This window comes from Geobacter sp. PheSNFMC (assembly GCF_059620965.1).
Map to the genome: position 1 here is coordinate 42,480 of NZ_JCAMRN010000033.1, position 12,583 is coordinate 55,062.

At 65.2% G+C, this 12,583-nt stretch carries 11 protein-coding genes and 1 riboswitch; of the genes, 6 read left to right on the forward strand and 5 right to left on the reverse strand.

Translation table 11 applies throughout. The features are described 5' to 3' along the window. Nucleotides 1-36: 36 nt before the first annotated feature. From AC6CDK_RS09135 to AC6CDK_RS09145, 3 genes are all read right to left on the reverse strand, one after another. Nucleotides 37-2,847 carry a GPMC system transcriptional regulator gene (locus AC6CDK_RS09135; RefSeq protein WP_039643493.1) on the reverse strand — a complete coding sequence of 937 codons (2,811 nt, stop codon included), beginning with the start codon at nucleotides 2,845-2,847 and terminating at the stop codon, nucleotides 37-39. An 84-nt stretch (nucleotides 2,848-2,931) separates the two neighbouring features. Further along, nucleotides 2,932-4,776: a TIGR04442 family protein gene (locus tag AC6CDK_RS09140; protein WP_192905263.1), complete on the reverse strand. Its 1,845-nt coding sequence runs from the start codon at nucleotides 4,774-4,776 to the stop codon at nucleotides 2,932-2,934. A 102-nt stretch (nucleotides 4,777-4,878) separates the two neighbouring features. Next, entirely contained in the window at nucleotides 4,879-5,634 is a 756-nt protein-coding gene (locus tag AC6CDK_RS09145; protein ID WP_039643497.1) for a GPMC system MBL fold metallohydrolase, read from the reverse strand. A 129-nt stretch (nucleotides 5,635-5,763) separates the two neighbouring features. Here AC6CDK_RS09145 and AC6CDK_RS09150 point away from each other — a divergent pair, with 129 nt between their 5' ends. Then, on the forward strand, nucleotides 5,764-6,786 hold the full coding sequence (locus AC6CDK_RS09150; RefSeq protein ID WP_192905262.1) for a GPMC system family 4 glycosyltransferase: 1,023 nt from the start codon (nucleotides 5,764-5,766) through the stop codon (nucleotides 6,784-6,786). 45 nt (nucleotides 6,787-6,831) lie between these two features. On the opposite strand, the gene metX is transcribed toward AC6CDK_RS09150, so the two are convergent. Next, nucleotides 6,832-7,938 (reverse strand): homoserine O-acetyltransferase MetX, encoded by a 1,107-nt coding sequence (gene metX / locus AC6CDK_RS09155; RefSeq protein ID WP_039643501.1) that lies wholly within the window; start codon nucleotides 7,936-7,938, stop codon nucleotides 6,832-6,834. A 93-nt stretch (nucleotides 7,939-8,031) separates the two neighbouring features. After that, a riboswitch (SAM riboswitch) is annotated at nucleotides 8,032-8,134 on the reverse strand. Between the two features lie 256 nt (nucleotides 8,135-8,390). Between metX and AC6CDK_RS09160 the strand changes: the two genes are divergently transcribed. From AC6CDK_RS09160 to AC6CDK_RS09180, 5 genes are all read left to right on the forward strand, one after another. Further along, nucleotides 8,391-8,780: a DUF948 domain-containing protein gene (locus AC6CDK_RS09160; protein WP_039643503.1), complete on the forward strand. Its 390-nt coding sequence runs from the start codon at nucleotides 8,391-8,393 to the stop codon at nucleotides 8,778-8,780. 5 nt (nucleotides 8,781-8,785) lie between these two features. Further along, nucleotides 8,786-9,097, forward strand: coding sequence for a YtxH domain-containing protein (locus tag AC6CDK_RS09165; RefSeq protein WP_039643505.1), 312 nt, complete (start codon nucleotides 8,786-8,788; stop codon nucleotides 9,095-9,097). A 77-nt stretch (nucleotides 9,098-9,174) separates the two neighbouring features. Then, the gene (locus AC6CDK_RS09170; RefSeq protein ID WP_039643507.1) at nucleotides 9,175-10,491 is read left to right on the forward strand and encodes a YhjD/YihY/BrkB family envelope integrity protein; all 1,317 of its coding nucleotides are present in this window, start codon (nucleotides 9,175-9,177) and stop codon (nucleotides 10,489-10,491) included. A gap of 149 nt (nucleotides 10,492-10,640) precedes the next feature. Further along, the gene (locus AC6CDK_RS09175; RefSeq protein ID WP_192905261.1) at nucleotides 10,641-11,984 is read left to right on the forward strand and encodes a penicillin-binding transpeptidase domain-containing protein; all 1,344 of its coding nucleotides are present in this window, start codon (nucleotides 10,641-10,643) and stop codon (nucleotides 11,982-11,984) included. A 50-nt stretch (nucleotides 11,985-12,034) separates the two neighbouring features. Further along, complete coding sequence (locus AC6CDK_RS09180; RefSeq protein WP_039648133.1) at nucleotides 12,035-12,262, forward strand: hypothetical protein; 228 nt, start codon at nucleotides 12,035-12,037, stop codon at nucleotides 12,260-12,262. Nucleotides 12,263-12,270: 8 nt separating this feature from the next. Here AC6CDK_RS09180 and AC6CDK_RS09185 read toward each other — a convergent pair. Further along, nucleotides 12,271-12,583: metallophosphoesterase family protein (locus AC6CDK_RS09185; RefSeq protein ID WP_496639809.1), on the reverse strand; the 313-nt coding region annotated here is incomplete at its 5' end.

Sequence of the window (12,583 nt, forward strand, 5' to 3'; positions counted from 1 at the left end):
GGGCCGGCCGTGCCGTCGGTTCCCGGGCTGCCGCTCTCAGATCTTCACCGTCTTGTACAAGAAATTCTTGAACTTGAAGAACCGCTTCCGTTCCTCGTCGTTTTCTTCCACATCGTCGCCCACGGCCTTGAGGTAGCGGGCCACCTGGGGCATGCTCCGGCCCGCCGCGTCGCGGCTCCGCTCGATGACGAGCCGGACGGCGTCGCGGGGGATGGCGTTGCGGGAGTAGGGCTCGTAGACCGCTTCCCAGAAGGTTTCGCCATTGGCGATCTTGTCCAGGATTTCCGTCACCATCCGGTCGTTCAGCTCCTGGGTGGCGGTGGCAGGGGCGAACTCGCGCATGCCCGCGGCCAGGGCGCGTCGGACGTCGTCGGCGGTGAGCACCGTGCCCTTGCGGAAGAAGAGCGCCCGCAACAGGATGCTCCGCAGCTCCCTGATGTTGCCGTGGTAGTGGTGGTTCATCAGGAGCCGCTTGGCCTCCTCCGCCAGGGTGGGGGCGGCGTCCTTGGACTCGTCCCCCCGGTAGGTGCGGTAGAGCTTGCCCAGGAAGTGGGTGGCCAGGTCGGGGATGTCCTCGCGCCGCTCGTTGAGGGACGGCACCTGCACCGCCAGCTCCGACAGCCGGTGGTAGAGGTCCTCCCGGAAGTTGCCCTTGCGGATCTCTTCCGCCAGGTCCTTGTTGGTGGCGGCCACCAGGAGCACCCGGCTGAAGCGTTCCTGGTTTTCCCCCAGCCGCACGAACCCGCCGTTGTCCAGGAACCGGAGCAGTTGCACCTGGGTCTTGGGGTCGGCATCGCCGATTTCGTCCAGGAAGACGATCCCGCCGGCGGCATCCTCCAGGATGCCCTTGCGGTCGCTGTAGGCGCCGGTGAAGGCCCCCTTCTTGTGGCCGAAGAGTTCCGAGTAGGTCAGGTCACCGCTGTAGGCCGCGATGTTGGTCTTTTTCACGGGGAGCTGGCCCGCGGGGTTGAGCTTCTCCCGGTACATCTCGTTCAGCTTGTTGTAGAGGTTGTTGAAGAAGAACTCCTTGCCGGCACCGGTCTGCCCCTGGACGAGGATGGAGGGGAGGCCGATGGTCGCCTCCTGGAGGACGTTCTTGCTCCAGAGGGTGATCCGGTTGAAGAGGGGCACCGACACGGTGTTGATGAAATCGACGATCTCCTGGGCCTTGCGGCTGTTGCCGATGATGTTGCCGAGCCGGTAGGAGGATATCTGGGGGTCCTTGTAGGCCACGTCGGTCTTGAGCCGGGTCACCTCGCTCTGGAGCCGTTCGATCCGCTGGATGTCGGAGATGTGCCGGGAGGTGAGCCGGTCGATGATCTGCAGGATCCGCTTGTGCTCCTCCGTGAACCAGGCGGGCTTGAGCGAATTGAGGCAGACCACGGCGATCACCTCGTCGTCGCAGACGATGGGGACCGCGATCTCGCTCTTGATCAACTCGTGCATGGAGCGGTGGAACCCTTCACCCCCCTGCTCGTCCGCCACGTGGGCGATGATCTTCGGCTGCTTGGACCAGGCCACGTAGCCGGTGAGGCTCCGTTCCTCGGGGGGGAGCTCGTGGCCGCCGATCCTGAAGGGGGGAATGTACTTCTTGAGCCACGACTTGTTCTTGGCCCCGACGATGGTCCCTTCCTCGTCTTCCACCACGAGCCATTTTTCGCCGTCGCGCTCCTGCACGATGGCGATGCTGCCGGTGTCGGCGCCGATCAGCTCGGTGGCCATGGAGAGGACCCGGGTGAGGAAGGGAGAGAGCTCCTCGTTGCGCTCCTGGAGGAGTTCGGTGATCTCGGCCAGGACCCGGATCTCCAGGTGCTCGCCGCCGATCTCGTTCACCATCCGCTCCGCCATCTCCGCATGGGTCTGGAGCAGGCCCATCTCGAAGTCGGAGAAGCGGTACAGGTCTTTGGTGAAATAGTTGACCAGGCAGATGACCTTGCGGCTCGATGCCTCGTAGCGGGGCACCACGTAGAGGGAGCGCAGCGCCATCTGTTCGGTGAGGGCCTTTTTCTGGAGCTCCTGCTGGGTCAGGTCCGGGATGAAGAGCGGCCGCAGGAGCCGCTCGTCGGCAATGACCGCGTTGTCGTCCAGGAACCGGGAGATGAGGGAGGTTCCCCTCTGGAGGGCGATCTCTCCCTGCTCGTCGTATTGCTTTTTGAGGCTGGGGTCTTCCGAGTGGCTGGCCAGGATGGCGAGGCGCGACGAGCCTTCCGGGCCGGCAACGGGCACCAGCACCGAAGCGAGGGTCAGCCGGTCGATGAGGCGCACGGCCGACTGCACCATGAACGAGGCCGCTTCCCGTTTCTTGTACTCCTCGACCCGGCGGGCGAGCAGGAGCTGCTGGTGGTAGATGCGGGCGACGTCGAGCCGGTCGGCCACGGAGGTGACGAACTCGCCCAGGAGCGCCTTCCCCTTGCCCCGCAGGATCTCCCCCGGCCGGAAGCGGTCGATGCAGACCACGCCGATGGATTTCCCCTGGCTCACCACCGGCAGGATGTAGCTGTGGCCGATGGCGAAGCGCTCGGCAAAGCCTCGGTCGAAGGTGTGTTTTCCTTCCGGCTCGTAGTGGAACTCGGCGGCGTACTGGGACACGAAGACGCTGGAAACCGACGCCTCCCGGGAGATGATGGGAAAGCTCACCTCACGGATCTCCTCGGTCAGGGGGCCCGAGGCGTGGACACAGGTGAGGACGCCGCGGGTCAGGTCTTCCAGGTAGATGCGAAGCCGGTCCTGGCCGGAGACGAGGCGCACCCCTTCGGCCAGCAGGTGGAGCATCTCCGCCAGGTTTTCCTTGCCATAGGCAACGATCTGATCTCGCAAAAGGGGGAGGTGCGACGAACGGGACTCCATTGGGACCTCTGAGTGTAGAAAGTGTACTCAGGGCCAGTGTAGGTGAAGGGAGAGGGGAAAGTCAAGGGAGGCGGGCGCGCCCGGTCAGCTCAGCCCTTTTCGGATCTGGTACAGCTCCTCCAGGTCCAGGTCGTTCAGCTCGAAGTACTCCCGCTCCAGCTCTTCCACGTAGAAGCGGTCGAGGCCCGAGTTTTCCAGGAAGTCTTCGCGCAGGGCGGTGTCCCGGTCGGCAATGATGCGGGGCAGGAGGCCGTGGAGGTAGACCGCTTCCTTCTGGATGGTGAGGATGGCCTCGTCGAAGAGCCGGTCCGGGACGTTCCCGTCGACGAGCTTCTTGGCGATCAGCTCCTCGTTCACCTCGCGCCTGAGGGCCTGCTGATCCGCCTTGGTGGTGTACTTCGAGTAGAAGTTCCGGATGCGGTCACGCACGTGGGACAGGAGCAGGATCGCCAGGCGCTCCTCCTGGTCGATGGTCAGCAGGTGCTCCATCAGGGCGGCCACCGTGAGCCGGTTCTGCTCGATTTCAGTCAGGCCGCGCCGCAGGGTGGTGATCTTCATCCGGCCGTAACGCCCCAGATACTTGTTTTCCAGGAGCCCCGCGATGAAAAGCTCGTCGAACAGGCCGTCCCGGAGCGAGTCGAAGGCGATCTTGTTGCCCAGCAGGCTGCGGACCATTTCTTCGGTGATCCGGACGTTTTCCATGAAGGCCAACTGGTTGATGGCCTGGGAGGTGGTGTCGTACCGGTCGAAAAAGGTGATCAGGTAGGAGAATCCCTCGATGATGGCCAGGTCGGCGCCGTCGCGCATCTTTTCGTCGCAGAGGCGGCTGGCGTCCAGCAGCAGCTCCTCGAAGGCGTGGTCCCGGTTTTCGGCGGCCTTCTTCTTGGCGAACAGGAGCCGGGCCATGTCCTCCCGGTCGATGACGCTCTCGATGTCCCGCTCGGACAGGAAGATTCCTTCCAGGATCTGGCGGATATCGGAGAGATAGTCCTGCTCCTCGGGCGCAACCAGCTTCTTGTCGTTTTTCAGGACTTCGTCCAGGGTGTAGAAGAGCGCGCCCGGGATCTTGTTGCGGACCGACAGGGTCTTGAGCCGAGTGAGACGGGCATTCTCGAGCCGGCTGATCTCCCCCTTGCGGTGGCAGCCGATCAGGATGTTCTTGTACTCGTCAACGATCCGGCGGTTGGCCGGGTGCTTGTACATGACATCGATCCTGATCCGCTCCTGCTGGTAACGGTCGATGCCGTGGCGTTCGGCAACGGCGGTGAGCATGGCGAAGTCGTCGTCGGCGATCTTCTTGTTCCTGAAGTAGAGCCGCCGGAAGGTGTCGTGGTACTCCCGGTGGTGGACGTTGATCAGCTTGAAGAGGAAGAACAGGGCCGTGGGATCGCCCAACAGGGCCAGCACCTCGGCGATGAGGGCGTTTTCGTCCTGCTCCCCCACGGCGACCGACCGCTTGAGGGTCTTGCCGATGGTCCTGACGATGGATTCCTGCTGCCGTCTCAGGGGGCCGGACACCCGGGCCGTGGAGATGAAGAAAAAGTAGTTGACCACGGCGTTGCCTTCGAAAAACATCTTTTCGAACCCGAGCTGGCCACCGGTTCGGTCGTCGAAGACGAGGTTGCCGCTCTCCTCCTCCATGCGGGCGCCGTACATGACGAGCCGGTTGATGACGTCGCCCTTGGCCAGGTCCGGCACCGGCTGGTCCACGCCGAACATGTACTCGCAGAAGGAGCCGCCATTCCCCTCGTGCCTGATGCCCCCCGGGCCCAGGACGAATTCGTTGCCGGGCGCGAAGAAGCGAAGCTCCCCCCCGGGACCTTCCGCGGCATTGAAGAAGTAACGCTGGTGCGAGTCCTCACCCGCCACGATGGCGTAGTACTCGATCCGTTCGTCTATCTGGCCGTGGAGGCGGATGTCTCTGTGCATGGCTGCCCTGTCAGGGGATGCGTCACCCGGAGCGTGTTCACGAATATGCTCTTATATCGGTAAATCACGGGTTTTTCAAGGGTGATGCGCTAGGGGGACGACTCAGAGCGTGACGGTCATTCCGTCGTGGGCGAACTCCACCCCATTCGGCAGCCGGATGCCGTCGGCGTAGGCCACTTCGTGGGTCAGGTGGGTGAAGATCGTCCGCTTCGGGCGCAGTGCCGCAACCACGCCGAGCGCCCCATCGATGTTGAAGTGGTTCTCGTGGGGAGTGTAGCGGAGCGCGTCGATCACCAGCAGGTCGAGCCCCCCCAGCAGCGCCAGGGATGATTCGGGGATGCGGCTGCAGTCGGTCAGGTAGGCAGCCCCGTCGATCCGGTAGCCCGTGGCGGGCATGGCGCCGTGGTGCAGGTGGATGGGGACGATGGTCCGGCCGAACAGGGCGAACGGATCGTGGATCACGTGGGGGTCCAGCAGCGGTGCATAGCCGGACACTTCCATCCCCTTGAAGATGTAAGAGAAGTTCCGCAGTACCGCGTCCATGGTTTCGCGGCTGCCGTAGCAGGGGATCACGCGCCGGTGGATGAAGTGGAATCCGCGCAGGTCGTCGATGCCGTTCACGTGGTCGGCGTGGGAGTGGGTGAGGAGCACCGCGTCGATGTGGGGGATTTTTTCCCGCAGGGCTTGGCGCCGCAGGTCGGGGGAGGTGTCCACCAGGATGTAGCGGCCCGCCGCCTCGATGAGGAGGGAGGCGCGGGTCCGCTTGTCGCGCGGGTCGGTCGACGAACAGACGGGGCAGGTGCACCCCACCATGGGAACGCCGGTGGAGGTGCCGCTGCCGAGTATGGTAATCTTCATGGGGTGAGTCTCCCTGCGAGATGGGCCACGATACCATGAGCGGAAGCGGCCCGGCAAGGGTCTTTGTCCTTGCGTCCGCCGCCGGTTCGGGCTACCATCGGCACCCTGCGGAAGGGATGCGAGCCACCCATGAACATCACCCTGATTACCCCCTATTATCACCCCCCTGTCCGGGGGAATGCCGTTACTGCCAGGCGGATCGAGCGCCAGCTCCGGGCCGCGGGGCACGGGGTGACCGTCCACGCCCTGGACGCCGCGCCCGCCGAGGAGATCCTGAGGCGGATCGCGGCCGATCCGCCGGACCTGATTCACGCCCTGCACGCCTATCTGGGGGGGCGCGTGGCCCGGGAGGCCGGCCGGGCCACGGGCATCCCGTACCTGGTCACCCTGACCGGTTCGGACGTGTATGAGGCGCTGGAGGACGCCCGGCGCCGGGATACCCTGGCGGTCCTGCGCGATGCCGCCGCGGTGGCGGCGTTCCACAAGTGCGTCCGGTGCCGGGTGCTTGATCATCATCCTTCCCTGGCCGAAACGATGGCGGTCATCCCCCAGGGGGTGGAACTGCCCGGGGAAGAGTTCGAGTGGGGGGAAGAGCGGTTCGAGGGGGGCGAGTTCGTCTTCTTCCTGCCGGCCGGACTGCGGCCGGTCAAGAATGCGGCCTTCGCCCTCGGTCCCCTGGCGGAGCTCCACCGGGAGGACCCGCGGGTCCGCTTCCTGCTGGCCGGGCCGATCCTGGACCGGGAGTACGGCGCCGCAACACTGGAGGCCATGGACCGCCATCCCTTTGCCCGCTACCTGGGCGAAGTGGGGCGCGGCGCCATCGGCGCCCTGTTCCACCGGGCCGACGTGGTCATCAACAGCTCGATCTTCGAGGGGGGGATGGCGAACAGCGTCCTGGAGGCCCTGGCCTTCGGCACGCCGGTCCTGGCGTCGTACATCGACGGCAACCGCTCGGTGGTGAAGGAAGGGGCCACCGGTTTCCTGTTCCGGGGCGAGCGGGAATTCCTGGACCGTGCCCGGGACCTGCTCCGCAATCCAGCACTGGGCCGGCGCCTCGGCGAACAGGGACGGGAGCTGGTGCGGGAGCGTTTTTCCCCGGAGCGGGAGACGGAGGCCTACCTGGATCTCTACCGGCGGATCACCGGCGCGTGAGCGGAACCCGGCGGACGATCGCCGGGTTTTTTTGTGTGCGGAGGCCTAGCCCCGCTCCACGCGGGCCAGGAAGTCCCGCACCATGGGCGCGAAGGTTTCGTGCTCCAGGAGGAAGGCGTCATGGCCGTAGGCCGAGGGGATCAGGTGGTATTCGGCCTCCTTGCCCAGGGCCCGGAGCGTGGTGGCCATCTCCTCGGTCTGGTAGGGGGGGTAGAGCCAGTCGGAGGTGAAGGCGAAGAACTGGATCGGGGCCGCGACGCGGCTGAGCGCGTCCTCCAGCGACTCGTACCCCCAGGCCACGTCGTACATATCCAGGGCCTTGGCCAGGTAGAGGAACGAGTTGGTGTCGAAGCGGTCCACGAAATTGTAGCCGTTGTAGGTGAGGTAGCGTTCCACCTCGAACTGGCCGAAGAAGTCGAACAGGCCGTCCCGGGCCGAGTAGCGGCGGCCGAACTTCTGCCACATGGATTCGTCGGAGAGGAACGTGATGTGGCCGATACCCCGGGCAAGCGCCAGGCCGTCCTTGGGGTTTTTCCGGTACTCCCCCTTTTTCCAGGACGGATCGTTGAAGATGGCCCAGCGGGCCACGGCGTTCAGGGAGATGGCCTGGGGCGACGGACGGCTCGTGGTGGCGAGGGCGATGGCCGAGCGGACCCGGTCCGGGAACTGGGTTGCCCATTCCAGGGCCTGCATCCCGCCCATGCTCCCGCCGAGGACGGTCAGGAGCCGGTCGATGCCCAGGTGGTCCAGCAGCAGGGCCTGGGCCCGTACCATGTCCCGCACGGTGATGACCGGGAAGGAGAGGTTGTAGCGCTTGCCGGTCTTCGGGTTGATGGAGGCGGGGCCGGTTGAGCCGTAGCAGGAACCGATGACGTTGGAGCAGATGACGAACCAGCGGTCGGTGTCCAGGAGCCGGCCCGGGCCGACGATGGCGTCCCACCAGCCCGGCTTGGGGTCGTCTTCGCCGTGCCTGCCCGCCAGATGGGCATTGCCGGTCCAGGCGTGGGCCACCAGGATGGCGTTGGACCGCTCGGCGTTCAGCCGGCCGTAGGTCTCGTAGGCCAGGGTGATGGGCCCCAGTATCCGGCCGCTTTCCAGCCTGAGATCCGTTGCAAAGGTGACGGATTGTTCTTCGACGATGCCGACGGACATGATTCCCCATGGGCGCGTGCGCGCGGCGGCGAAAACGAAAGGCCCCCCCCGGAAACGGGAAGGGGCCTGTACGTGTCGCTGGTCTCAAGCTCCCTCTCATCGCTCCCTTTCGGGCAGGATTTAGCACCTGGCGTCCGCTGCCGGACCGGTTGCTGTGGTTTCACAGGGCCTTTCCCTCCACCACTCTTGATAAGAAGGTCTACTATTCTCTTTTGGTGAAGGATACGGAAGCCCCTGCCGGTTTGTCAACCGGATTTTGCCGCCAAGCTTCCGTATCTGCGTAAACAATGAGCAATTCGTTTGCAAAAGCAAGGACCGTTGGCTATAGTTAACCGCACGCTAAAGCAGCAGCAACGGCGGCCGGGGCCGGGGCCTGTCGGCAGGTGGGCTCCTTGCAATCCCCGTCCCGTGCACTATACTGTTTCCCATTAAGACCGTGGAGGGTCGACTTCATGAGCATTGGCGCACTTGCCGTACTGGTAATGGCCTGCGCACTGGTTGTGCTGGTGGCGTTTCTCATTCCGACGCTGGTGGAGATCAGGAGAACCGCGGCAGAGTTCAGGAACGTCATGGCCCAGGTGGGGCAGGAGTTGAAGCCCCTCACCCAGGAGCTCCAGCAGACCCTTGCCGAGCTGAAGGTCGTCACCGAGGGGGTTGCCGAGCGGGTGGACGACGTGAAGGAATTCATGGAAGCCGTGGGCGACACCGGGCGCAACATCCGGACCATCAATGCCGTCATCGGCAGCGTTGCCCACGCGGCAGCGGCCTCCTCCGCCTGGAGCACCGGCGCCCGGGTGGCCGGAAAGTACCTCATGGAACGACTCATCAAGAAAAGGGGGTAATTCGTATGTCAGAAGAAAGAGGAACGAGCGTCGGAACGGTATTCCTGTCATTCCTGGCCGGAGCCGCGGTGGGGGCGGGCCTGGGGCTTCTGCTCGCACCCAAGACCGGCAGGGAGATGCGCGAAAACATCATGGATCTGACCGATGAGGCCCTCGACAAGATCAAGGGCTTCACGAAAGAGGCCCAGTCCAAGATCAAGGACACCTACGAGGAGACCAAGGACCTCATTACCGAGAAGAAGACCATCATCAGCTCCGCCATCGAGGCGGGGAAGGAAGCCATGGACCGGGAGCGGGAGAAGTTCAAGGAGATGTAGCCACTCCCGGCGCCGCACGAACCAGCCCACCCCGCGTGGGCTTTTTCGTGCGCACTCCGGCAGGGCGGGGGACGCGGATGGAGCAGGGACCAAAGAGTACAATCACCCGCTATCTGGATGCGTTCCGGGCCATGGACACCGACGGGCTCGGGCCGGTCCGCGGCCGGCTGGTGGCCGCGCTCCAGGCGGCGGTGGCCGCCGTGGGCAACTTCGTGGACGACCAGTGCCTGCTGCACGCCTCGGCCCTGACCTATTCCACGCTCCTGTCGATCGTTCCCTTCTTTGCCCTTGCCTTCGCGGTCCTCAAGGGGCTGGGGGTGCAGAACACCCTGGAACCCTTCATTCTCGATCAGGTCGCGGCAGGGTCCCATGAAATCGTCGACCGCATCATTACCTACATCAACAACACCAAGGTCGGCTCCCTGGGCGCCGTGGGCCTGGTGACCCTCGTGGTGTCGGCCGTCACCCTGCTGGGGAACATCGAGGAAACCTTCAACTCCATCTGGGGGGTGCGGGAAACCCGGTCGCTCTACCGGCGGTTCAGCGATTACCTGAGCGTGGTGGTGTTCGGTCCGATCCTGATCTTCGCCGCCATCAGCGTCACCACAACCCTCGAGAGCCAGAAGGCGGTCCTGTGGCTGATCGGTACCGCCTACCTGGGAGACGTGCTGGTGGCGGTTTTCCGGCTGGTCCCCTATCTCAGCATCTGGCTCGCCCTTGTCTTCCTCTACATGCTCATCCCCAATGCCAAGGTGCGCTTCCGCTCGGCCCTGGTGGGCGGGGTCATCGCCGGCACGCTCTGGCAGGCCGCCCAGTGGGGATATATCCACTTTCAGGTGGGGGTGGCCAAATACAATGCCATTTACGGCACCCTCGCCGTGCTGCCGGTCTTCATGATCTGGCTCTATGCGAGTTGGGCGATCGTGCTGTTCGGCGTGGAGGTGGTCTATGCCCATCAGCATCGCCGCACCTTCCGGCGCGAAACCCACATCCCCGACCTGGAGCCCGCGGCGCGCGAGCGCCTGGCCCTGGCCCTGCTGCTGGAGGTGTGCCGGGCTTTTTTTCACGACCGGGCGCCCTGGAACGCCGAACGCCTGGCCGAGCGGCTCGACGTGCCGGAGCGGACCGTGCGGGAAACCCTGGGCATGCTGGTCGCCAAGGGGTGGCTTGCCGAGAGCTGCGGCGGGGAAACCCTCTACCTGCCGGCCCGGGAGCTGGAGCACATGCGGGTCCGGGAGCTGGTCGCGTCGCTCAGGGGCCGGGCCATGCCCCTGGCTGACGGGCGGTTCGACCCGGCGGTGGAGTGGCTGGCAACGAGAATGGAAGGGGCCGTGGCCGCGGAGCTGGGGGATGTGAACTTCAGGACCCTGGCCAAGGGGGCCGGGACCGATTAATTATGGCTCATGTCGGCCCGTCAACGGGCGCCGACATTGACAATGCGGGTCTTTTGCCTATATAGTGACGGCAGTCTGCCATCCATTCACAGTGACCCCGCATCCGGGCCGGCGACGCCGGCCGCGATGTTCGCGCGGAATGAACATATATGCAGGATTTTAAACATTTAACGAACAAGAAGCGATTCTCTGCCTCATCCTTCCTCCCGTCGAGGAAGAGCGCCTCCCGCAATGCCTTCAAGAGGCTCGACGAACCACCTCCCCGCAAAAAACGCCTCCGCTTCCTGCTTCCCCTCATTGCCGCGCTCCTGGTAGCCTATCCGGTGCTGTCCCTCCTTCTCTCGGGCCGGCCCGCCGTTTCCAGCGTCCGCGAAGAGGCCCATTCGGGCACGCTGAGCCTCAGGGACCTGGACACCTACGGCGCCTTCCGCGTGGCCGCCGGCGCCTTTCCCACGGCCCGCGCCGAAGGGGGGCGCCTCGTGGCATCCCTTGCCGGCGGAGGCACGGTGGTGTATGCCATCAACGAAGAGGTCCAGGAGCGGGTCAAGGACGTCCTGGCCCGGTTCCAGGTTCCCTACGGGGTTTTCGTGGCAATGGAGCCGCGCAGCGGCCGGATCCTGGCCATGGTGGCCCATTCCTCGGTCCTGCCGGGCTGGGAGCAGCAGGCGTTTTACGGCATCTACCCCATGGCGTCGCTGTTCAAGATCATCACCGCCACCGCTGCCCTCGAACAGGGCAAGGTCTCTCCCGACACCGTGATCCCCTTCAGGGGGGGGCTCTATTCGGAGAGTTCCCGCCACTGGAGCGACCTGCCCAAGCGGGGCGCCCAGGAGATGGACCTGACCACTGCCATGGGAAAATCGGTGAACCCGGTCTTCGGCCGGCTCGCCTGCGACGTGGCGGGCCGCGATTCGGTCCTTCGCTGCGCCGAGCGGTTCGGCTTCAACCACGCGCTGCTCCCCGGCACGCCCGTCCTGCCCAGCAAGGCCGAGCACCCCTCCACCGACGACGACCTGCGCCTCATGGGGGCCGGGCTCGGGCGCGAGGTGAAGATATCACCGCTCCATGCGGCGGTGCTGATGGCCACGGTTGCCAACGGCGGCACCATGCTCGCCCCCTCCCTGGCAGACGAGATCCGCGATCCGTCGGGAAAGGTTGCCTATACCCACCAGCCCCGGCCGCTGCGGACCGTGACCACGGCCGAGGTCTCATCGCAGCTCACGCGGATGCTGTCCACCACCGTGACCACCGGCACTTCCCGCCGGGCGTTCCATGACCGCAACGGACGTCCCAAGCTGGCGGACGTCTCCATTGCCGCCAAGACCGGCTCCATCAACGGCACCGACCCCGAGGGACACTACAGTTGGTTCGCCGCCTATGCTCCCACCGACAACCCGCAAATAGCCCTGGCTGCCCTCGTCATCAACCAGGACAAATGGAAGATCAAGGCGTCCTACGTGGGCGAGCAGGCCCTGGAGGCCTTCTTCAAATAGGACGGGCGGCGGCGGTCGCCTGAAATCCGTAGCCAATGATCCGGGTTTTTATGGACTGTCTCAGATGCGGGACCTGCTGCACCGCACCCGACATCAGCACGCTGGGCAAGCCGGTGGGCGTGCGTTGTGCCCATCTGGGCGCGGGGGGGCTGTGCGCCGTCTACGACGAGCGGCCGGCGGTCTGCCGGGGGTACCGTCCCGACGAGATCTGCCTCCGGATTGCGGCGCCGACGCTGGAAGAGCGGGTGAAAAGGTACCGGGAGCTGTTCGGGGTCTAGCGGCGGGGTTACGGTGTTCCGTAGGTCTTCAGCGAAAGGGTGCCGTCGCTCCATTCGCCGTAGGTGTAGTGGGTGAGCCAGTCGCCCAGGGAGAGCAGGACCGTGCCGTCGTCGTTGCGATCGATGAACGGCTGGTGGAAATGTCCGGCAACGACCGCGCGGCATCCTTCCCGGAAACGCTCGGCGGCGAAGGCCCGGAGCATGGCGGCGTAGTCCCAGCGGTGCCGGCGCCGGCCATGGTTCTTGCGGCTTTCCCGCGACATGCCCACGGCGATCCGGCAGGCCACGGCGGGCGGAACGATGCGGGTGGCCACCCGCGTC